This is a genomic window from Roseobacter sp. GAI101 (assembly GCF_000156335.1).
Taxonomy (GTDB): Bacteria; Pseudomonadota; Alphaproteobacteria; order Rhodobacterales; family Rhodobacteraceae; genus Sulfitobacter.
The window spans coordinates 3,235,902-3,256,697 of the sequence record NZ_DS999213.1 but is presented as its reverse complement, the minus strand read 5'-3'; the positions used below and the strand labels follow the sequence as shown (position 1 = coordinate 3,256,697).

At 58.6% G+C, this 20,796-nt stretch carries 28 protein-coding genes; 9 read left to right on the top strand and 19 right to left on the bottom strand.

All coding sequences use genetic code 11. The annotated features are described in order from the left end of the window. Positions 1-16: 16 nt before the first annotated feature. Together RGAI101_RS15280 and RGAI101_RS15275 are read right to left on the bottom strand one after the other, a co-directional pair. Positions 17-733 (bottom strand): hypothetical protein, encoded by a 717-nt coding sequence (locus tag RGAI101_RS15280; protein ID WP_008228030.1) that lies wholly within the window; start codon positions 731-733, stop codon positions 17-19. Positions 734-812: 79 nt separating this feature from the next. Then, positions 813-1,709: a helix-turn-helix domain-containing protein gene (locus tag RGAI101_RS15275; protein WP_254655283.1), complete on the bottom strand. Its 897-nt coding sequence runs from the start codon at positions 1,707-1,709 to the stop codon at positions 813-815. A gap of 154 nt (positions 1,710-1,863) precedes the next feature. On the opposite strand from RGAI101_RS15275, the gene RGAI101_RS15270 reads away from it, so the two are divergent. Then, positions 1,864-2,223, top strand: a complete 360-nt coding sequence (locus tag RGAI101_RS15270; RefSeq protein WP_037229683.1) for a helix-turn-helix domain-containing protein — start codon at positions 1,864-1,866, stop codon at positions 2,221-2,223. 5 nt (positions 2,224-2,228) lie between these two features. Here the strand turns inward: RGAI101_RS15270 and RGAI101_RS15265 are convergent, their stop codons facing one another. Further along, positions 2,229-2,996, bottom strand: a complete 768-nt coding sequence (locus RGAI101_RS15265) for a sulfite exporter TauE/SafE family protein (protein WP_037229681.1) — start codon at positions 2,994-2,996, stop codon at positions 2,229-2,231. 145 nt (positions 2,997-3,141) lie between these two features. Between RGAI101_RS15265 and RGAI101_RS15260 the strand changes: the two genes are divergently transcribed. Both RGAI101_RS15260 and RGAI101_RS15255 read left to right on the top strand, forming a co-directional pair. Beyond that, positions 3,142-4,827 carry an acyl-CoA dehydrogenase family protein gene (locus RGAI101_RS15260; RefSeq protein WP_037228456.1) on the top strand — a complete coding sequence of 562 codons (1,686 nt, stop codon included), beginning with the start codon at positions 3,142-3,144 and terminating at the stop codon, positions 4,825-4,827. 61 nt (positions 4,828-4,888) lie between these two features. Then, positions 4,889-5,284, top strand: a complete 396-nt coding sequence (locus RGAI101_RS15255) for an META domain-containing protein (protein ID WP_037228454.1) — start codon at positions 4,889-4,891, stop codon at positions 5,282-5,284. Here RGAI101_RS15255 and recO read toward each other — a convergent pair. The 11 genes from recO to folK form a co-directional block, all read right to left on the bottom strand. Further along, positions 5,268-5,993, bottom strand: coding sequence for a DNA repair protein RecO (gene recO / locus RGAI101_RS15250; protein WP_008225305.1), 726 nt, complete (start codon positions 5,991-5,993; stop codon positions 5,268-5,270). The two genes, RGAI101_RS15255 and recO, sit on opposite strands and share 17 nt — an antisense overlap. Then, entirely contained in the window at positions 5,993-6,322 is a 330-nt protein-coding gene (locus RGAI101_RS15245; RefSeq protein WP_008229068.1) for a DUF1491 family protein, read from the bottom strand. The genes recO and RGAI101_RS15245 overlap by 1 nt, the downstream gene beginning before the upstream one ends. A gap of 60 nt (positions 6,323-6,382) precedes the next feature. Then, positions 6,383-7,291, bottom strand: a complete 909-nt coding sequence (gene era / locus RGAI101_RS15240; protein WP_008226997.1) for a GTPase Era — start codon at positions 7,289-7,291, stop codon at positions 6,383-6,385. After that, the gene (rnc, locus tag RGAI101_RS15235) at positions 7,288-7,974 is read right to left on the bottom strand and encodes a ribonuclease III (RefSeq protein ID WP_008226087.1); all 687 of its coding nucleotides are present in this window, start codon (positions 7,972-7,974) and stop codon (positions 7,288-7,290) included. Before rnc ends, era begins: the two co-directional genes overlap by 4 nt. Continuing rightward, entirely contained in the window at positions 7,971-8,807 is an 837-nt protein-coding gene (gene lepB, locus RGAI101_RS15230; RefSeq protein ID WP_008228540.1) for a signal peptidase I, read from the bottom strand. The genes rnc and lepB overlap by 4 nt, the downstream gene beginning before the upstream one ends. A gap of 91 nt (positions 8,808-8,898) precedes the next feature. Beyond that, positions 8,899-9,324 carry a holo-ACP synthase gene (gene acpS, locus RGAI101_RS15225; RefSeq protein ID WP_008228361.1) on the bottom strand — a complete coding sequence of 142 codons (426 nt, stop codon included), beginning with the start codon at positions 9,322-9,324 and terminating at the stop codon, positions 8,899-8,901. Between the two features lie 129 nt (positions 9,325-9,453). After that, a complete protein-coding gene (locus tag RGAI101_RS15220; protein ID WP_008226070.1) occupies positions 9,454-10,206 on the bottom strand; it encodes a pyridoxine 5'-phosphate synthase in 753 nt (250 codons plus the stop codon). Then, the gene (locus RGAI101_RS15215; RefSeq protein WP_008224929.1) at positions 10,190-10,876 is read right to left on the bottom strand and encodes a DUF2062 domain-containing protein; all 687 of its coding nucleotides are present in this window, start codon (positions 10,874-10,876) and stop codon (positions 10,190-10,192) included. Before RGAI101_RS15215 ends, RGAI101_RS15220 begins: the two co-directional genes overlap by 17 nt. Before the next feature lie 34 nt (positions 10,877-10,910). Next, entirely contained in the window at positions 10,911-13,061 is a 2,151-nt protein-coding gene (locus RGAI101_RS15210; protein WP_008227749.1) for a RelA/SpoT family protein, read from the bottom strand. 36 nt (positions 13,062-13,097) lie between these two features. Next, positions 13,098-13,451: a DNA-directed RNA polymerase subunit omega gene (rpoZ, locus tag RGAI101_RS15205; RefSeq protein WP_008227145.1), complete on the bottom strand. Its 354-nt coding sequence runs from the start codon at positions 13,449-13,451 to the stop codon at positions 13,098-13,100. Between the two features lie 69 nt (positions 13,452-13,520). Continuing rightward, the gene (folK, locus tag RGAI101_RS15200; RefSeq protein WP_157044740.1) at positions 13,521-14,114 is read right to left on the bottom strand and encodes a 2-amino-4-hydroxy-6-hydroxymethyldihydropteridine diphosphokinase; all 594 of its coding nucleotides are present in this window, start codon (positions 14,112-14,114) and stop codon (positions 13,521-13,523) included. A 141-nt stretch (positions 14,115-14,255) separates the two neighbouring features. Between folK and RGAI101_RS15195 the strand changes: the two genes are divergently transcribed. From RGAI101_RS15195 to RGAI101_RS15165, 6 genes are all read left to right on the top strand, one after another. Then, positions 14,256-14,801: a LabA-like NYN domain-containing protein gene (locus tag RGAI101_RS15195; RefSeq protein ID WP_008227090.1), complete on the top strand. Its 546-nt coding sequence runs from the start codon at positions 14,256-14,258 to the stop codon at positions 14,799-14,801. 278 nt (positions 14,802-15,079) lie between these two features. Further along, positions 15,080-16,030, top strand: a complete 951-nt coding sequence (gene ispH, locus RGAI101_RS15185; RefSeq protein ID WP_008228636.1) for a 4-hydroxy-3-methylbut-2-enyl diphosphate reductase — start codon at positions 15,080-15,082, stop codon at positions 16,028-16,030. After that, positions 16,027-16,479: a DUF3429 domain-containing protein gene (locus RGAI101_RS15180; protein ID WP_008226828.1), complete on the top strand. Its 453-nt coding sequence runs from the start codon at positions 16,027-16,029 to the stop codon at positions 16,477-16,479. Before ispH ends, RGAI101_RS15180 begins: the two co-directional genes overlap by 4 nt. Beyond that, on the top strand, positions 16,476-17,069 hold the full coding sequence (locus RGAI101_RS15175) for a class I SAM-dependent methyltransferase (protein ID WP_008227976.1): 594 nt from the start codon (positions 16,476-16,478) through the stop codon (positions 17,067-17,069). The genes RGAI101_RS15180 and RGAI101_RS15175 overlap by 4 nt, the downstream gene beginning before the upstream one ends. Next, positions 17,057-17,512 carry a ribonuclease HI gene (rnhA, locus tag RGAI101_RS15170; RefSeq protein WP_008229256.1) on the top strand — a complete coding sequence of 152 codons (456 nt, stop codon included), beginning with the start codon at positions 17,057-17,059 and terminating at the stop codon, positions 17,510-17,512. Before RGAI101_RS15175 ends, rnhA begins: the two co-directional genes overlap by 13 nt. Next, a complete protein-coding gene (locus RGAI101_RS15165) occupies positions 17,509-18,132 on the top strand; it encodes a trimeric intracellular cation channel family protein (protein ID WP_008227320.1) in 624 nt (207 codons plus the stop codon). Before rnhA ends, RGAI101_RS15165 begins: the two co-directional genes overlap by 4 nt. A gap of 2 nt (positions 18,133-18,134) precedes the next feature. Here the strand turns inward: RGAI101_RS15165 and RGAI101_RS15160 are convergent, their stop codons facing one another. From RGAI101_RS15160 to def (RGAI101_RS15140), 5 genes are read right to left on the bottom strand one after another with little or no spacing between them, the layout of a single operon-like run. Continuing rightward, entirely contained in the window at positions 18,135-18,374 is a 240-nt protein-coding gene (locus RGAI101_RS15160) for a hypothetical protein (protein ID WP_008228386.1), read from the bottom strand. Positions 18,375-18,377: 3 nt separating this feature from the next. After that, positions 18,378-19,292: a methionyl-tRNA formyltransferase gene (gene fmt / locus RGAI101_RS15155; protein ID WP_008227528.1), complete on the bottom strand. Its 915-nt coding sequence runs from the start codon at positions 19,290-19,292 to the stop codon at positions 18,378-18,380. Between the two features lie 4 nt (positions 19,293-19,296). Then, positions 19,297-19,794, bottom strand: coding sequence for a peptide deformylase (def, locus tag RGAI101_RS15150; RefSeq protein WP_008225385.1), 498 nt, complete (start codon positions 19,792-19,794; stop codon positions 19,297-19,299). Next, positions 19,791-20,270 carry a peptide deformylase gene (gene def, locus RGAI101_RS15145; protein ID WP_008225948.1) on the bottom strand — a complete coding sequence of 160 codons (480 nt, stop codon included), beginning with the start codon at positions 20,268-20,270 and terminating at the stop codon, positions 19,791-19,793. Before def (RGAI101_RS15145) ends, def (RGAI101_RS15150) begins: the two co-directional genes overlap by 4 nt. Then, positions 20,267-20,785, bottom strand: a complete 519-nt coding sequence (gene def / locus RGAI101_RS15140; RefSeq protein ID WP_037228451.1) for a peptide deformylase — start codon at positions 20,783-20,785, stop codon at positions 20,267-20,269. Before def (RGAI101_RS15140) ends, def (RGAI101_RS15145) begins: the two co-directional genes overlap by 4 nt. Positions 20,786-20,796: the final 11 nt, after the last annotated feature.

Genomic DNA, 20,796 nt, shown 5'->3' with positions numbered 1-20,796 from the left:
TTCTGACCCGAAAACTCTACGCCGCTTGGGCGACAAAATCCGAAAGTGGCATTTCAAGAATGAACCGCAGATCGTCGCTGCTCATGTAGGACATGAAGCCTTCGACAGGTGTGTCCTGCCCCGACAAGAACCACCGCAGCGTGCCCGGTTCCGTATGCATATAGCCATGCCGTGCCGGGAAGCCCTTGAACACAACAGAATTTTGCATGAAGGCAATGATGTAATCCGGGTTCCAGTGCTGGATTGCCTGCCAGAACGCGTAACGCCCCAAGACCGAAGACAGCCCCGCATTGCGGAATTCACGCGGGGTGGCACCGACCCAGAACTCTCCGTGGTAGCAAACCTGACCCGCTATTCTTTGCGCCCCGGGGCCCGCCCGATAGCGCGACCGCTGCAAGTCGATGTCTACGCCAGGGGGTGGGAATTCGATAAAAGACCGCCGCAGGTGTTCCGCCAAAGTGTTCCCCTTGAGGTCAAGCATCCGCATGGCCTGCGTGTGCATGATGTCACCCTTTTCGTTGTGACCGACGATCCAGAACGCATTGTCCTTGTTCATCTCATGCAGGGCCGGGTCAAAAGGCATTCCCAACACGTGCCCCGGCCGCGCCGCTGTAAGGACTTCTTTGTAAATGTCGAAATCATATCCAACGGTCAGCGTTATTCCCGCCTGCTGAAGCAGACCAGTACTGCTGGCAATAAACCGTTCACCGTCTTGAAAACTATGTAGCGTCACTTGAGGAACTCCTTTGATGTGTCATTCATCAAAGTTTAGCTCAAATACAAAACGGTTGCTTGGTTTTTGCGATTAGGCGCTAGAAGGCTACAATTGCATCGGACGGCATCACGTCAAGAGTGCTCTGATCCAGTCCCGCAATCGAGATATATCGAGACCTGTCAATTGCGGCAATCAATGCGAAACTCCGGTCGGGAAACCTGCTTGCCATCAAAAGTCTTTTATATGCCAATGGGATAGGCTTCGCGCCCTCTTTCCTTGGTATTTGGGTGACCACCTCGTCAAGGCGCACACCGCCATTGGCCTGCACTTCGCGGAACGGCGCATTCAACATCGCCTCAAATTCAGGCCCTCCCGGAAATTGCCCGAGCGGACGACCGATGCTGCTGCGCGCATTCTTCCAGCCCCACCACTTTGTATAAAAGGATTCTTGACCCAATTCGATACAGATCCAGCCGTTCGGCGAATCACGGTAAACCAGCACATAAGGGCGAAGAGCTTGGAAATTCGGGTGCTCCAACTCGCCCTTACTGTTGACCCATGCGGTGAAAACGTCCCGCAACATGTCGGATTCACCGTCCCAGATCTGGGTCAACGGCTGCTGCTGCTGGTAGAAATTCCAGCCGTTCGGTGCCTCATGCGACAGGCGAAGCAGGCCGCCGACATGACGGCTGTTGCCCTGCACCCATATCTTGCCCCGAGCCATGATATCCGTCGCTTCGGGTAAAACTTCGTGGCCTCGTTCGGTAAGTTGATAGCGGCGGTCATCAACTTCAAACAACGCCTCCCCCATGATCTCTTCCAAGTGGGCGATGTGACGCCTTACCGTTTGACGGGTACTTTCAAGTTGTTTGACCGCATGGCTAAGGTTCAACGTTCCGGCAAGTACGACAAATGACCGGATCATTTCATACAGTAATGCGGGAGCTTTCACTGAATCTGCAGGATCTCCCCTGATTTCGGATACCTTATTCATTTGACCTCAATGGTAAATTAATAATACATCAATCAACTATATATAATACATCCATGGAAGGTTTGTAACCTTAAATTGAAAAAATCTATCCAATTGATCGTATTGGGCATTTTAGTGGATGACTGTGCTACAACAACCAGAGGTATTAGTGATCATGTCCCATCCTGTAGACATCCACGTCGGTAAGAAGCTGAAACAGATCCGCACGTTGCGCCGTCTTTCGCAAACAGATGTAGCCAAGCAGCTTAAGCTTTCGTTTCAACAAATTCAGAAATACGAAATCGGTTCAAACCGTGTCGCAGCCAGCAGACTGTTCGAACTGGCGCAGATTCTTGATGTTTCGCCGTCGTTTTTCTTCGAGGGCTTGCACGACAACACCAATGACGCGCCAAAAAGCGACCCGAGCATCGAGATCGTAAGTGCTTTGGCATCGATCAAGGATGATGCGATCAAATCCCGTATCGTCACCTTTATCGAAGACATTTCAGGTGTGACTGTCGCACGTCAAAGCTGAAGGTTTCAGCCTAACAGGCCGCGTCTCACCAGATTCGCGCCTGCGATGACGAGAATGAAAAGCGTCGCTTTGCGGAAGGATGCCTGATCGATCCGGTCCATGACCTGGCTGCCCAGCCACATTCCGGCTAGGGCGGGGAGTATCATGAAGATGGAAAACGGTACCGTTTCAGCCCTCAGGACACCCGACCCAAAGTGCGCGAACACCAACGCCACCGCGCCAAGCCCGTAAATAACGCCCTGTATGCGCATTTGGTCCTGCTTGGCCGTCCCGAGCGCTGTAAGATACGCTACCGTCGGCGGCCCCCAAACGCCGGAGACGCCGCCGACAGCGCCTGCAAACCCGCCCACCAGCACCTCGACCCGGCTGGATCGATGCGCCAGATTAAAACTCCGCCCGCTGATTTGCCAGAGAGCGAACAGGGTGATGAACACACCAATGACCAGCAACATGGTCTGGGCCGGCAGGAAGCGCACAAGCTGCGCAGACAAAAGCAGCATGATTCCCCCCGAGATCAGGAACACTTTGAACAATCTCGTCGACGCCCATGCTGCTTTGATGCCTTGCCGCAGTGCCTGAAACAGATTGGTCGCAACGGTGGGGAATATTAGTCCCGCAAGCGCCAATTCCGGTGGCAAAAAGATCGTCAGGCCAGAGATCAACACCAACGGCATGGCGAAGCCCACCATCCCCTTGATAAATCCGGCGACAATCGCGACACCAAAGGCCAAAGCCAGCTCATGCGGGGTTAAGAAACTGAAAAATGCGTCCATTTGCATCTCATATCAGCTTGGACAGTGAGCGCACCAGAAATCCACTGCGCAATTTTAGACCATTTTGACGCGCCGAAACGTATCTTTATTGTGCTGCACCTGCGAAAGGTTTATGCCCCCCTCATATTGGAAAAGGACCGTACAGATGGCTCATGATGGACAGGACTTGATAATGGGATCACAGATCATCCTCGAAGATTTGCTTAAACTCACCGCCGAGGCGCTGCCGCCGGTCGATGAAATCCTCGAACAGGCCAAAACGTCGGTGCGCGCGCTGGTATCGGTTGATGGTCGTGTGTCCAACGGCCTGGTCGAAGCCAATCAAACCGCTGCACATGGCTTGGCCTGGCTGGCGACATATGCACAAGCCTTGAACCAGATGCAGCTTTGGGCGGAAAAGCTCAATGCTGACGGGGTGTTCGGGGAAACGGAACAGCTGATTCACCAGATCGCGTTCGGCGAATACCTCTGGCAGATTTATGGCGGCATCCAGATGAACCAGGGCGAGATTCTGCGCCTGCACGATATGGGCTTGGGTCAGGATGCACAGGGCGGTTTGACAACACCCGCCATTCAACAGCTGACCCAGCACGGCAATACCCAAGCGGCCCGCACCCGTCTGGTTGAACTGATGCAAGAACAGTCCGCCAACATCACCGTAGGGCGGTCCGGCCTCGATGAAGAGCTCGAGATGATTCGCGAGCAGTTTCGCCGTTATGCCATCGACAAGGTCGAACCCTACGCCCACGAATGGCACCTCAAGGATGAATTGATCCCGATGGAGGTGATCAACGAACTTGCCGAAATGGGTGTCTTCGGCCTGACCATCCCCGAAGAGTTTGGCGGCTTCGGCTTGTCCAAAGCCTCGATGTGCGTCGTTTCAGAAGAACTGTCGCGCGGTTATATCGGCGTTGGGTCGCTTGCCACACGTTCCGAGATTGCCGCTGAACTGATCATCGCGGGGGGCACGGACGAACAAAAAGCCAAATGGCTGCCCCGCATTTCAAGCGCCGAGACGTTGCCGACCGCTGTTTTCACCGAACCGAACACCGGGTCCGACCTTGGATCGCTGCGCACACGCGCGGTCAAGGATGGTGAGGACTATAGGATTACCGGTAACAAGACTTGGATCACCCATGCGGCGCGCACTCATATGATGACACTGCTCGCGCGGACCGACCCGAACACGACAGATTACAAAGGTCTGTCCATGTTCCTTGCCGAAAAAACACCCGGCGATGATGCCAACCCCTTCCCCACCGATGGCATGACCGGTGGCGAAATCGAAGTGCTTGGCTATCGCGGCATGAAGGAATACGAACTGGCGTTCGACGGGTTCCACGTCAAAGGGGAAAACCTGCTGGGCGGTGAAGAAGGCAAAGGCTTCAAGCAGTTGATGGAGACGTTCGAGTCCGCACGAATCCAGACCGCTGCCCGCGCCATTGGCGTCGCACAATCCGCGCTGGATATCTCGATGCAATATGCGATCGACCGCAAGCAATTTGGCAAGTCCCTGATCAACTTCCCACGGGTATCCTCCAAATTGGCGATGATGGCCGTCGAAATCATGGTAGCGCGCCAGCTGACCTATTTCTCGGCCTTTGAAAAGGACGAAGGCCGCCGCTGCGACGTCGAGGCAGGGATGGCCAAACTACTGGGCGCACGGGTTGCCTGGGCAGCGGCTGACAACGGGCTTCAAATCCATGGCGGCAACGGCTTTGCGCTTGAATACAAGATCAGCCGCGTGCTGTGTGATGCCCGCATCCTGAACATCTTTGAAGGTGCCGCCGAAATTCAGGCACAGGTGATCGCCCGCCGCGTTCTTGGCTGACACAACCCCATCGGCTTGGCGCGGGCAGACCTGCGCCAAGCCTACTGCAAGGCAGCATCACATGATCCGTACCACTTCCCTGCTCCTAAGTCTCATGGTGATCGGTGCCTGTGATCGTGACGAAACGGTCCGCCAGTATGGTGCCGCGGACAAAACCTGGATCCTGACCGAATTGAACGGCAGCCCCTTCAGCGCCGAAACCGCCCTGTCCTTCCAGCCGCAAAACCGGATTTCAGGGACAGGCCCCTGCAATGTCTTCGCTGGTCGAATGGCCACGCCATACCCTTGGTTCGATATCGAAAACCTTGCCGCGACCAAGCGGATATGCCCCGGCTTGGCCGAAGAAACCGCTTTCTTCAACGCTCTGTCCCAAACGACGCTTTCCGAAGTGTTGGGAGACACGATGATCCTGTCGAACCCTGACGGGCTGACCATGGTCTTCAAATCTGGCGGCTGAACGCATCGACATATCGCGCCCGCGCCTCCGGCAAGGGCCTGCCCCCCAGATTTCGCGCGAGATGTTGCTCCAGAAAATATCCGGTTGTTTTGAACCCTTGCAAAATCTCATCATCGCGCGCCTCGCCTTCTCCCAACAGAACGGGCGGCAGCGGCAGCATCTTGTCGGCCCATTCCCCTGCCCCTTCGCGGGTGACGGCCCGGCCGGATTTTGGCGACACGAACACCAGCGCGTCTGTCGCCCCGGTCACTGCACATGCCGTCAGATCAAGCCCATAGCCCATCTCCTCAAGCAGGCTCAATTCCCACTGAAGATAGGCCAATGGCCACAGATCGCCTTGGTCCAGCAAATCCAACAGGGCCTGGGTCCGATGATAAAGCGGCGGATGGGGTTCGCGCTCGGGCAGGCAAAATGAGAGCAAGGCCGTCACCGTATTCAGCCCCGCAAGGCTCAGCCGGTCGCTCATCGCGGAAACTGCGCGGCTGCGCACAGGTTCGACCGTGAACGCGCCGATATGCCCCTCAAGTCGCGCCCGCCACGCCACGTCCAACTGCGCTCCGGGCTGCAGTATCGGTGCAATCTTGCGGCTGGTTCCGCCTCGGACGATGCCCGCGTGACGGCCCTGCGTCGGCGTAAACACTTCGATGATGGCTGACGTTTCCCCATGTCGCCGCGCGCTCAGCAAAATCCCCTGATCGCGCCACTCCATCAGATCAGGCCCTCGTCATGCAGCAGATGCCGCCCTTGCCGGTCTTCAACTTCGATCACCCAAAGATCGGGATCAAACTCGCGCTGCCGCGCGACCGATGCATCAACCTCTGCCTCGCTGCCACTCGCCATCTCGACCCAGGCACGCGCGCCGCTCATTAGATCAAAGCTGCGCTGAAACAAGACTGCCTTGCCATCCAGCGTTGCCAGCTTCACCAAAACGGCACCGCCAGTGTCATCACCATGCGCAACGACAAAGGCCGGAATATCATAGACCCGCAAACGCGCCAGATAGGCATCGATCCAAAATCGCGCCGTCAGCCGCGCCATGCAGCACCCCGAATTCCAAATGGAAATAAATCCTCCCCGAAGGGCCGGGCTGCACAGCAATCAGACATTGCCGTCCTTGAACTCCAACCCCATCTCGGTATAGCGCTCGGCCTCGTCCAGCCAGTTCGGACGTACCTTGACCTGCAAGAACAGATGCACCTTGCGGCCCAGGAACTCTTCCAGCTCTTCCCGTGCGGCCTTGCTGACGGATTTGATCGTCTCGCCCTTATGGCCCAAAACGATCCCCTTGTGACCGTCGCGGATCACATAGATCAGCTGGTCGATCCGGGCCGTGCCATCCTTGCGCTCTTCCCAATTCTCGGTCTCGACCGTCAACTGATATGGCAGCTCCTGATGCAGTCGCAGGATCAGCTTTTCGCGCGTCATTTCGGCGGCAATCATCCGCATGGGCAGGTCAGCAATCTGGTCTTCGGGGTACAACCACGGGCTTTCCGGCAATTCTCCGGCCAGCCAAGTGCGCAACGCATCAACCCCGTGTCCCCGCTCGGCCGAGATCATGAATGTCTCGGCAAATGGGAAACGTTCGTTGATTTCCTTGCTCAGCCCCAGCAACACAGGCGCTTCGACCCGGTCGATCTTGTTGATGGCCAGCGCAACCTTGCGTCCCTCACCGATACCATCAAGCCCTTCGAGGATACGCTCGACACCTTCGGTGATCCCGCGGTTTGCCTCGATCAGCAGCACGACCACATCCGCATCCGCGGCACCGCCCCAGGCGGCGGCCACCATTGCGCGGTCCAGACGACGGCGCGGCTGGAACAGGCCCGGCGTGTCAACGAAAACCAACTGGCTTGCGCCTTCCATGGCAACGCCCCGGATACGGGCGCGGGTGGTCTGCACCTTGTGGGTCACGATAGACACTTTCGCGCCCACCATTCGGTTCAGCAGCGTGGATTTGCCCGCATTGGGCTCACCGATCAGGGCGACAAAGCCGGCGCGGGTGGTCATGTGTTATTCTCCAGTTTCGCCAACAGAAGTTTGGCAGCGGCTTGTTCAGCCTGACGTTTCGAGGGCGCAACCGCAACTGCGCTGGCTCCGTTTTGCACCTTGGCGGTAATGGTAAATACCGGTGCATGGTCCGGCCCCTGCCGGTCGGTCTGAACATAGGACGGCGGCGGAAAGCCACGCGCCTGCGCCCACTCCTGCAAGGCGGTCTTCGCATCGCGTGCGTCTTGCTTGACGGTTTGCACCCGATCGCCCCACAACCGTATGATTAGATCACGTGCCGCATCAAATCCACCGTCCATATAGACGGCGGCGATAATGGCTTCTATCGCATCCCCCAGCAGGGCCTGCTTGCGCCGTCCGCCCGACAACATTTCCGAGCGGCCAAGTTTGAGCACGGCCCCCATGTCGATCTCGCGCGCGACATCGGCGCAGGCTTCCTTGCGCACAAGGGCATTGAACCGTGGTGCCAATTGCCCTTCGGTCGCTTTGGGGTCGAGCATCAGCAGCGCTTCGGCCATCACAAGCCCCAGCACACGGTCGCCCAAGAACTCCAACCGCTGGTTATCATCACGGTTGGCCGACGACATGGACGCATGGGTAACAGCACGGATCAAAAGTTCAGGCTTGCTGAACTTGTACCCGATGCGCCCCTCAAAGGCCCGAAGATCCGCGCTCAGCTTCACTTGACTGCTTTAAAGAAACGGTCGCCACGCCACGTCCAGAAGAACAGCATGGACCGCCCCCCGGAACTGAACATGATCCGGTCCGCACGGCCGATCAGGTTCTCGAACGGGACATAGCCCACGCCACCGGCCTGCTGGGCCAGACGGCTGTCGGCGGAATTGTCCCGGTTGTCGCCCATAAAGAAATAATGGCCTTCAGGCACAGAGTAGATGCCCGTGTTGTCAGACGCCTGGTTGCCGATGTTCAGGATCGGATGTTCCACCCCGTTGGGCAGCACCTCGATCTGGCGCGATTTCTCGCATATGCCACCTTCTCCGATGGCGCCGTTTTCACAGCGCGGGCGCATGCCCTGGGGGCCTTGGCGCGTCATCTCTTCCTCAAACACGCCATCGGGGCGCAGGGTGACAGGCGTGCCGTTGATGCTGATGACGCCATCGGTCACCTGAATTCTGTCACCCGGCAAACCGATCAGACGCTTGATGTAATCGCGGCCCGACACGGGGTGACGGAACACCACCACATCGCCACGCTCTGGCTGGGATGCGAACAGCCGCGTGTTGTCGCCGTCGAACGCACCGCAGATATCCTTGGCGTCGATTTCAATGCCGAAACGGGGCACCATGATGCTGGGGCAGGACGCGTATGAATAGCCATATGCCATCTTGTTGACGAAGAGAAAGTCACCGATCAGCAATGTCTCTTTCATCGACCCGGACGGGATCCAGAAAGGTTGGAAAAACAAGGTGCGGAACACGCCTGCAATAACCAGCGCATAGACGATTGTTTTGATGGTTTCGACAAACGCGTTGCCAGTTTTCTCTTTGGCGGCCATGGCGGCGCTCCTGATAATCAGTTTGGGGTTACATGCGGGCAGGACCCGGCCAAGTCAAGCGATCCAAGGGGGGATTCAGGGGTGTGGCGGATCACAATACACCTTGTGATTGATGTTCTGGGACCGGACGCGCTTCGATCACCACGAATGCCTGCGCCCAGGGGTGATCGTCAGTCAGCGTGACGTGGATGATCGCCTCGTGACCCGGCGGGGTCATCTGCGCCAATCGTTCAGCGGCCCATCCGGTCACCTGCATTACCGGCTGCCCCGTGCGCAGGTTGCTGACCGCCATATCACGCCACGCGATCCCCATCCGCAGCCCTGTGCCAAGCGCTTTTGAACAGGCCTCCTTTGCGGCCCAGCGTTTGGCGTAGGTTCCGGCCACATCCCGGCGGCGTTCGGCCTTTTGCTGTTCAACGTCCGTGAAAACCCGATTGCGAAAGCGGTCGCCAAAGCGGTCTAGCGTGTTCTGGATACGTTCGATATTTGCCAGATCGGTGCCGATACCTAGGATCATTTTGATGCCTTGCCTGCTGCGATGACTGCCGTCTTAGCCCGAACGGGCAACAAAAGGAAAGCTGACGCCAAGCACCAGAGGTCGGGAAATCTGCCCGACACCACCATCCCTGAACCTGCCAAAAGACCGCTACGCGTCGCGCGCACTGTCCATCAGACGGCGCATTTCGTGGATCGCAGGACCAAGCCCCAGAAATATCGCTTCGCCGACCAGAAAATGACCGATGTTAAGTTCTTTCACCTGCGGAAAGGACGCAATCGACGACACCGTATCATAGGTCAGCCCGTGCCCTGCGTGAATCTCAAGCCCAAGCTCGTGGCCGTATTGCGCCATCTCTTCGAGCTTTTGCAGTTCCTTCTGCGCCTCTTCCCAATGGCCTTCGGCAAAAGCGTCGCAATAGGCACCGGTGTGCAGTTCAATCACTTCCGCGCCAATCCGGTTGGCAGCTTCGATCTGGCGCTGTTCGGCGGCGATGAAAATACTGACCCGGCAACCGGCTTCGCGCAGCGGGGCGATGAAATGCGCCAGCTTGTTTTCCTCGCGCGCAACCTCGAGCCCGCCTTCGGTAGTCCGTTCCTCGCGCTTTTCTGGCACGATGCAGACTGCATGTGGCTTGTGACGCAACGCGATCTTCTGCATCTCGTCCGTCGCGGCCATCTCGAAGTTAAGAGGCACGGTCAGCACCTCAAGCAGCCCTTCGATATCGGCGTCAGTGATGTGACGGCGGTCTTCGCGCAGATGTGCGGTAATCCCGTCCGCGCCTGCCTCTTGGGCGACCCGGGCCGCACGCAGCGGATCAGGGTATGCCCCGCCACGGGCATTTCGCACCGTGGCAACATGGTCGATATTGACCCCAAGCCGCAACTTACCTTGCACTGCCATGATCTCTTCCTTCCTGCTCTGCAATTCTTTTGGCCTCGGCCTTGGCGGCGGCCTTTTTCTTGAGCGCTTCGAACTTGGCCTTGATCAAGCCCTTGCGCCGCTTTTGATAGGCGCGCAACAACGGCACGGACAAGTAGTAGCAAATCGTGGCGCAGATGATACCGGGGATAATGCCGCCGATCAGGTAGGGATAGAAAATCTCCCGCCAGAACGCGGCAAGCCCCGACCAGTCCGCCGTCTGACTGGTGAACATGGCGATGAAGTTCGCCAACAGGTCATGCCCGGCGTCAAAGAACTTGCCCCCAAAAGACCGGTGTTCCCCCTCGACCATCGGAGAGCCCAATATCCAGTGCCCCATCGACAGGGACGACAGGCCAATCGGTACATAGGTCAACGGATTGCCGAAGAATGTCGCCATCAGGGCCGCCAGCAGATTGCCCCGCATCGCCCGCGAAATCAGCGCCGCTACGATGAAATGCATGCCGTAGAACGGGGTGAACGTTGTGAATACACCCGCCCAAATGCCCCGTGCGATCCGTTCTGGCGTGTCTGGCAACCGCCGCATCCGGTGTTTGACATAGTGAAACGCCCGCGTCCAACCACCGCGCGGCCACATGAATTCGGCCATGGCGCGTAAAGTCGGCTTTGGATCACGGCGTTTGAAAATCAATGGACAGTCCTTGGGGCTTGGGGGCGTCGACGGTTTATGTGTGCTTTTCGCCGGGCTTTACCAGCTTCATGTTGCGATATCTGCTGATCTCGGCGACTTCGCTTTCAGCCTCGAGGGTTGGCATGAGAGAATGCAGATGCGCAATGTCACGCAGTTCCACGTCGACCAGCAAGCGATAGAAGTCTGGCTTGCGGTCCAGAAACTCAAGGTTGGATATATTGGCCTGTGATTGCCCGATCAAGGTGCAGATCCGCCCCAGAACCCCCGCACCGTTGCCGATGGTCAGGTCAAGCGTCGCACCATAGGCGGCCGGATGCGGGCCCTCGTGCCAGCGCAGATCCAGCCAACGGTCCGGCTGATCCTCGAAGGCGGCAAGCCGTTCACAATCGATAGCGTGGATCGTGACCCCCTTGCCGCGATACGTGATGCCGATGATGCGTTCGCCGGGCAACGGCTGGCAGCACGGGGCGCGGTCAAAGGATTGCCCCGGCTCAAGCCCGACAACGGCACGCTTGCGGTCCACCTGTTCACCGGGCTTGGGCTGAAGGTGTGGATACACGGCCTGAACCACTTCGCTCCCGGTCAATTCGGCAGAGCCGAGACGGGCCAGCAAATCCTCGGGTCCGTCAAGGCGCAGATTGCGCGCCGCGGTGCGCAAGACCTTTTCGGTTGCGTTTTTGTTGATCTGCTCAAAGGCCGAGCGCGCCAACTCGCGCCCCAAACTGACAAAGCGTGCACGGTCCACCTCGCGCAGGGAACGCCGGATCGCGGTCTTGGCCTTGCCGGTGGTGGCAATATCCAGCCACGTGACCTGTGGCGTCTGGCCCTGGGCGGTAATGATCTCGATCGACTGACCGTTCTTGACGCGGGTCCACAAAGGCACGCGCATCCCGTCGATCTTGGCACCGACACAGGCCGACCCGATCCGGGTGTGAATCGCATAAGCGAAATCGATCGGCGTCGCACCACGGGGCAGCTTCACCACCTCGCCTTTGGGTGTAAAGCAGAACACCTGATCGGCATACATCTCCAGCTTGACCGCCTCGAGGAAATCCTCGTGATCTTCTTCGGAATCAAGCTGTTCGGTCAGCTGTGCCACCCATTTCACCGGATCAACGGCAAAGGGGTTCCGCGACCGCACACCGTCACGATAGGACCAATGGGCGGCGACGCCGGTTTCGGCCACGTCATGCATCTGGCGGGTTCTGATCTGCACTTCGACCCGTTTGCCATCACGCCCCGACACAGTGGTGTGAATGGAGCGGTAGCCGTTGGTCTTTGGCTGGCTGATGTAATCCTTGAACCGTCCCGGCACCGCGCGCCAGCGGCGGTGGATCGTGCCCAAGGCGCGGTAGCATTCATCGTCAGAGGTCGTGATCACCCGAAAGCCGTAAATGTCGGACAGCCGCGAAAAGGACTGCTCTTTCTCCTGCATCTTGCGCCAGATCGAATAGGGTTTCTTTGCGCGCCCAAAGACCTCTACTTCGACACCGGCCTTTTCAAGTTCGAGCCGCATATCGCCGGTGATCCGCTGGATCACATCGCCCGTTTCACGTTGCAGCGTGATGAAGCGCCGGATGATCGACTGGCGGCCCTCGGGGTTAAGCACGCGAAACGCCAGATCCTCAAGCTCTTCGCGCATCCACTGCATGCCCATACGCCCGGCAAGCGGGGCGTAAATATCCATCGTCTCGCGGGCTTTTTGAATCTGCTTGTCGGGGCGCATCGACTTGATCGTGCGCATGTTGTGCAGGCGGTCGGCAAGCTTGACCAAGATCACCCGCAGGTCTTTCGACATCGCCATGAACAGCTTGCGAAAGTTCTCGGCCTGTTTCGTCTCGGTCGAATTCAGCTGCAAATTGGTAAGTTTGGTGACGCCATCGACCAATTCGGCCACATCACGGCCAAACCGTTTTTCCACCTCGGCATAGGATGCCTTGGTGTCTTCGATCGTGTCGTGCAGCAGGGCAGTGATGATGGTCGCATCGTCCAGTTGCTGTTCGGTCAGGATTGCCGCAACAGAAACCGGGTGCGTGAAATAGGGCTCGCCCGAATGGCGGAACTGCCCTTCATGCATCTGCTGGCCATAATCATAGGCCAGCCTGATGTGTTTTTCGTTTGATTTAGGATTATAGGCGCGGACAAGCGCGATAAGATCGTCAGCCGTAATGTCGGCGGTATTCATGCCTGTCCTGCCTTATTGCCCCGAAGGGCGCGGGCGTTAGCCCTGCCCCTGCGCCGCCATCAACTGCCGCAGCAGCATTTCTTCGGACATGCTGTCTTCTTCCGGCTTGTCCTGTTCGCCGCCCATCAGCAACGCCATTGCGTCTTCTTCAGGTTCGTCGACTTCGATCTGGTTCTGGTTGCTTTCGATCAGACGCTCGCGCAGATCATCAGCCGACTGTGTTTCATCGGCGATTTCCCGCAAGGAAACCACAGGGTTTTTATCATTGTCGCGATCAACGGTGACGGGTGATCCGGCAGCGATCTCGCGGGCACGGTGCGCAGCAAGCATGACAAGCTCGAACCGGTTTGGAACTTTGTCCACACAATCTTCGACGGTGACGCGGGCCATAGTATGATCCAATCATGATATCTATAAGAAGCCGACTATCTAGAAGCCTTCGGCGGAATTTACAAGGTCTTATTCGGCCAATCTCACGCTATCTTTATCTTCTTTCGGCAAGGCATCAAGCATCTGCCCTACGCTTGCCCCCAGCACAGGATGCACCCAGTCCGGTGCGATATCGGCAAGCGGGACAAGAACGAAAGCGCGGTCTTGCAGGCGCGGATGCGGCAGGATGAGCTGCTCAGGGGCGCGCTTCATCTGCTCTTCAAGGGCAAGCATACGCCAGTATCCTTGGGTTTCAGGGTCGGGACAGATCAGCGCACCACACGCCAGCAGATCAAGGTCAACGGTGCGCGCACCCCATCTGACGCTCCTTTCGCGGCCCAGCTCGGCCTCGACCTCGTGCAACAACCCCAGGATGTGGACCGGATCAAGATTTGCACTGACCTCTAAAGCTGCGTTAACGTATTCAGGTCCAGCCCCCAAAGGAAACGCAGGGGTCACGTATAGCTGGCTCAACTTGCGAATCACCAATCCTTTTTCTTTAACCAATTCAATGGCTTTTAAGATAGTTTCCTTCGGACCACCTACGCCTGTTGATTGATTACTGCCCAATGCGATCAACACCATTTTACCACCTTCAGGCGAGTTAATGCCCTGTAAACCCATTGTATCCACTTGCCGCTTCCTCAAATATCCTTAGATATGCCCACGATATCGGCTGATTTCATCTCAGAGTGTTTGGGTTTCATAAAGAAGCCCTCACGATGCATATCAGAAATTGAAACAGCCTGCTAAGAAAGGCACACCATGTTTTACAAAGACGAACGTCTTGCGTTGTTTATAGACGGGTCAAATCTTTACGCTGCAGCGAAAAGCCTTGGGTTCGATATCGACTATAAATTGCTGCGCCAGGAATTCATGCGCCGTGGTAAGCTTTTGCGCGCGTTCTACTACACCGCCCTCCTTGAAAACGAAGAGTATTCTCCGATCCGGCCCTTGGTCGACTGGCTGAACTACAACGGCTTCTCCATGGTCACGAAGCCCGCCAAAGAATACACCGACAGCATGGGCCGTCGGAAGGTCAAAGGCAATATGGACATCGAACTGGCTGTCGATGCGATGGAGCTGGCTCCGCATCTTGACCACATCGTCATCTTCTCTGGCGATGGTGATTTCCGCCCGCTGGTCGAAAGCCTTCAGCGTCAGGGCGTCCGGGTTTCGGTGGTCAGCACGATTCGCAGCCAGCCCCCGATGATATCGGATGATCTGCGCCGTCAGGTCGACAATTTCATCGAACTCGAAGATCTGCGCGACGTGATCGGCCGTCCGGCCCGCGAAACCGTCGACGATTGACCACTGGCCCCATGCCTGTCAGACAGGTCAAGCGGGCGCAGGTGTTGAACCCGTTATCGATGCAGATCAAAGCACTAGCGGCTTCGACCTTTCCTTGTGCTGCGAAACGCCACTGCGCGCGCCCCCTTTCAGGGGGAAGGCCGCATGCCAACGGCACCTTGGCAGATTGGCAAGCTCGGTCCCTGCATCCATCTTGAAAGCCCCCCATGCGCGCAGCGCGACCCGTCTGGACGCCACGCCGCGCAACATCTACCAAGGGGCAAGCCAAGGAGACAGCCATGTCAAAACCGCCCCTTACCCTATATTTGGCCGCCCCGCGCGGGTTTTGCGCCGGTGTGGACCGCGCCATCAAGATCGTCGAGATGGCGATCGAAAAATGGGGCGCGCCTGTCTATGTGCGTCACGAAATCGTGCATAACAAGTTCGTCGTCGATGGGCTGCGGGACAAGGGTGCCGTCTTCGTCGAAGCGCTTTCAGAGTGCCCCGATGACCGACCCGTCATTTTTTCCGCCCACGGCGTCCCCAAAGCGGTGCCCGCCAAGGCCGAAGCCCGCAACATGGTCTATGTCGATGCCACCTGCCCGCTGGTCAGCAAGGTCCACATCGAAGCGCAGCGTCATGCCGATGCTGGCCTGCAAATGATCATGATCGGCCACGCGGGCCACCCTGAAACCGTCGGCACCATGGGCCAGCTTCCCGAAGGCGAAGTGCTGCTGGTCGAAACCCCCGATGACGTCGCCGTCGTCGAGGTGCGCGATCCGGCAAAGCTCGCCTATGTCACACAAACCACCCTGAGCATTGATGATACCGCTGATATCGTCGCGGCGCTGACGGCGCGGTTCCCCGCCATCGTCGGGCCGCACAAGGAAGACATCTGCTATGCCACCACCAACCGCCAGGAAGCGGTCAAGGCAATGGCCCCGAAATGTGACGCAATGCTGGTCGTGGGCGCGCCGAACTCCTCAAACTCGCGCCGTCTGGTCGAGGTCGGATCACGTGCGGGCTGTGACTATGCGCAACTGGTGCAGCGCGCCACGGACATCGACTGGCGCAGCCTCGAAGGCATCACGAGCATGGGTATCACCGCAGGGGCGTCCGCCCCGGAACAGCTGATCAACGAGGTTATCGATGCGTTCAAGGACCGCTATGACGTGACGACCGAACTGGTGGAAACCGCCGTTGAGAACGTCGAATTCAAAGTGCCCCGCGTGCTGCGTGTGCCGGCATGAACGGCGTCCCCCGCGCACCGCTGCTGCTGGGTCTGGCAGGGCTGATCCCGTTTGTCTGGGGTGCCTTGACCACGCTGAGCGATCCGTTGGCGACATGGGGTGCAGCCAATCTGGGCGGGCGTTTTATCGGCCCCTACATCCAGTTGTTTTACGGTGCCGTGATCTTGTCTTTCATGTCCGGCGTCTTGTGGGGCTTTGCCACCAAGGCGACAGGCGCACAGGCAGCCACGGGCTATGCCCTGTCCGTCATTCCCGCCCTTTGGGCATTTTTCATGACCGGCGGCGGGCCTGTCGGGGCAGGCATGAATCTCATGTTCGGGTTTGCTGGTCTGCTAGTGCTGGACTTCGCCTTCTGGCGGTGGGGCCTTGCCCCTGAATGGTGGTTGCAACTGCGTGTTCTGCTGACCGCGATCGTGCTGATCTGCCTTTCCACCGGCGTATTCTTTTGACCGACCGCGAAACCCTTGCCGTCTACGCAACCAAGGCCGCAGAATACGCAGATGTCACCGAAGGGCTGGCACGCGATCCGTTGCTGGCTGCGTTCAGCAAAGCCGTGAAACCCCAAGGCGACGTGCTTGACCTTGGCTGTGGCCCGGGCATCGCCGCCCATCAAATGGCATTGGCCGGGTTGCATGTGACGGCAATGGACCCTGTGGCAGAAATGGTCGCCCTTGCGGCACGATACCCCGGCGTCACCGCCAGGATCGGCGGCTTTGACGATCTGGCCAGCACCGATGTCTATGACGGCATCTGGGCCAACTTCTCGCTGTTGCATGCCCCGCGTGCGGACATGCCGCGCCACCTGTCCGACATCGCGCGCGCCCTGCGCCCGGGCGGTGTCTTTCACATCGGCGTCAAACTGGGCAGCGGGTCAAGGCGTGACCGGATCGGACGTCTGTATACCTACTTCACCGAAGACGAATTGGCGGGGTTGCTGACGGACGCGGGACTAAAGGTGACAGATCGCCAAAAAGGCCGCGATAAGGGGCTGGACGGCACCGATGCAGACTGGATATGTCTGCGCGCATGGCAAAGCTGATTGCATATACCGATGGGGCCTGTTCAGGCAATCCCGGCCCCGGCGGCTGGGGTGCGCTGATGCGCGCGATGGAAGACGGCAAGATCGTCAAGGAACGCGAGCTCAAGGGGGGCGAAGCGGCCACCACCAACAACCGGATGGAGCTGATGGCCGCGATCAGCGCGCTTGAGGCGCTGGCACGCCCGACTGAAATCACCATCGTCACTGACAGCAATTACGTCAAAAACGGCATCACCAACTGGATCCACGGCTGGAAGAAGAACGGCTGGAAGAACGCTGCCAAAAAGCCGGTGAAGAACGCGGAGCTCTGGCAACGGCTTGACGCCGCCAATGCCCGCCATTCCGTGACATGGAAATGGGTCAAGGGCCATGCGGGCCACCCTGAAAACGAACGCGCGGATGAATTGGCGCGGGCCGGCATGGCCCCGTTCAAAGGCAAATGACCCTGATCACCCTACTTGATTACGCGTCGGTCTTGGTCTTTGCGATCACCGGCGCGCTGGTGGCCAGCCGCGCGCAGCTTGATCTGGTAGGCTTTGCCTTTATCGCGTGCCTGACGGCCTTGGGTGGCGGGACCCTGCGGGACCTGCTGCTGGACCGGAACCCGATATTCTGGATCGATAATCCCGCCTTTCTGGGGCTGGCTGCGTTCGCCGCGATGGTGGTTTTCTTTACCGCGCATCTGCTGGAAAGCCGGTATCGCACGTTGATCTGGCTGGACAGTTTTGCGCTTGCCGTCGCCGTCGCGGCGGGGGCCGGCGTGGCGATGTCATTGGACCAGTCGCCCACAATCGTGGTGCTGATGGGCATGATCACCGGCTGTATGGGCGGCCTGATGCGCGACGTTGTCGTCGGCGAGGTGCCATTGGTCCTGAAACAGGGTGAACTTTACGTCACGGCCGCCTTCGCAGGGTCTGCCACAGCCGTTGGTATTCGTGTGTTTCTGGGCGACGATGCCATCGCGCTGTTTGCCGGGGCCTGCATCACCTGGATCCTGCGGGCCGGATCGCTTTATTTCGGATGGAACTTGCCCGTCTACAAAAGCCGGCCGCCCCGCGTCTAAAGCTATTTTCGACGCCAGTGAAACGGCACGATGATCAACGCCCCGATCGAGGACGCAATCGCGTTCAATCCCGGAGAGTTGAACCCGAAGCCGAACATCAGCCGCACGAAATAGAACAAGAACGCCCCGCCCACGCAGATAATGATCGAAGCCAGAATACCGTTGCGGGTAAACCCCGATTTTTCAGCGAGATAGCCGACGATACCTGCGATCACGACAGTGCCGATCATGGATGGAAACATGGGTTACCCTTCGCCTAAAATCGTGCCCGGCGCGATTTGCGCGCCTTGCTGGAACACAGACACATCCTGCGCCGCTTTGCCCGCACGTTGCAAGCGGGTCAGTTGCATGGCACCCTCCCCGCAGGCCACGCGCAGACCAGCATCAAGCACTTCGCCCGGCGCACCGCTTCCCTCCGCAAGGGTCGATCCCAGAACCTTGATGCGGGTCCCGCCGGTTTCGAACCAAGCGCCGGGAAAGGGCGACAGCCCCCGGATCAGACGGTCAACCTCGGCGGCGGGTCTGGTCCAGTCGATGCGCGCCTCGGCCTTGTCGATCTTGGTGGCGTAGGTCACGCCGTCCTCGGGTTGCGGTTCAGGCGTCAAGTCCGGCAACCTGGAAAGCGCCTCGACGATCAGGCGTGCGCCGATCTCGCTTAAACGGTCATGCAGTTGGATCGTGGTTTCTGACGTGCGGATCGGCGTCGCTTCGCGCAACAGTACAGGACCGGTGTCCAGCCCCGCCTCCATCTGCATGATGCATACGCCGGTTTCAGCGTCGCCCGCCATGATCGCGCGGTGGATGGGGGCAGCACCGCGCCAGCGCGGCAACAGGCTGGCGTGGATGTTCAGGCACCCGTGCGCAGGCGCGTCCAGCACCGCTTGCGGCAGGATCAACCCATAGGCGACGACCACAGCGATGTCCGCCTCCAGCGCAGCAAATTCAGCCTGCGCCTCGGCTGTCTTGAGCGACACGGGATGGCGCACCGGCAGCCCCAAGGCTTCGGCACGGCTTTGGACCGGGCTGGCGCGATCCTTCTTGCCACGCCCTGCGGGACGGGGCGGCTGGCAGTAGACGCAAACCACCTCGTGACCTGCCAAAACCAGCGCGTCCAGAACCGGTACCGAAAATTCGGGGGTTCCCATGAAGATCACGCGCATCAGACTATCCTTTGAATTTCCGCGCCTTGCGCAGCAACATGTCCCGGCGTGTCTTGCTCAGATTGTCGAAATACATCTTGCCCGCAAGATGATCGATCTGGTGCTGTACGCTGGTCGCCTCGAGCCCCACGAAATCGCGCCGCGTTACCACACCGGTTTCATCCAGATACCGCACCGTCACGCCGCGCGGACGCTTCACCTTGGCCGACACGCCGGGCAGGTTCGGGCTGGCTTCGTCATGTTCATTCAATATGGCAGAGGCATCAAGGATTACCGGATTGGCAAGCCTGATCCGTTTGTTCCGCGCTTGCGAAGCATCCACAACGGCGACCTGCAACATCACCCCGATCTGAGGCGCGGCAAGACCAACGCCGGGCATGGCATCCATCGTGGCGATCATGTCGTCCCACAGGGCGCGGATGTCATCTGTTATCTCGGGCACTTCAGCCGCAGCGGTGCGCAGGCAGGTATTGGGCCATGGAACGATCTTGCGCACGGTCATCGGCCGGTATCCTTTTTGACATCCTTTTCGACGCGATCATAAATCACGATACCGTCAAGGTGGTCATATTCATGCTGCACGATCACGGCCTCGGCCCCCGTGAAGGTCCGCTCGTGCGTGCCCTCAGGGTCGGTCCAGCGCAAGGTCACTTGCGCTGCGCGTTCGATGTCCATGGGGGTATTTGGGATCGACAAGCAACCTTCTTCGCCAGTCAAACGACCTTCGGACAGGTCAATGATTTCAGGGTTCACACAGGCGACAGGGGTCGGCGCGCCGTCTTTCCACCCTGCGTCAAAGACGAAAATACGCTCGCTGCGACCGACCTGAGGTGCTGCCAGACCGCGCCCCGGCGCAGCGTACATCGTGTCGAACATATCCGCGATCAACTGCGTGATCCCGGGGGTAATGCCCTCGACCGGCTGACAAACCTGCGTCAGCCGCGCATCGGGCCAGATCACGATGTCCAGCACGCTCATCCGCGGGCCAACTCTCGTTTCAGCTTGGTCATCTTGCGCGTGATCATCTGGCGGCGCAGCGGCTTGAGGTAGTCGATGAACAGCTTGCCATCAAGGTGGTCAATCTCGTGCTGAACACAAGTGGCCCAAAGCTTGCTGAATGTTTCGGTATGCTCGTTCCCGTCGCGGTCGATCCATCGCACATCGACTTCGGCGGGGCGGGTCACATCGGCAAATTGGTCGGGGATCGACAAACAGCCCTCCTCGTAGGTGCTTTCAATGTCCGAGGACGCGATCACTTCCGGGTTGAACATGATCAGCGGGCGCGGCTTCTCGCCCTCTTCCTTGACGCAATCCATCACGATCAGACGGTTCAGCACGCCGATTTGCGGCGCGGCAAGACCGATGCCAGGCGCATCGTACATGGTTGCCAGCATGTCATCGGCCAGCGCGCGCAATTCATCCGTCATGTCGGTGACGGGGGCGCACAGCTTTTTCAGCCGGGGGTCGGGGTGCAGGATAATATTACGCTTCATGACCATGATTT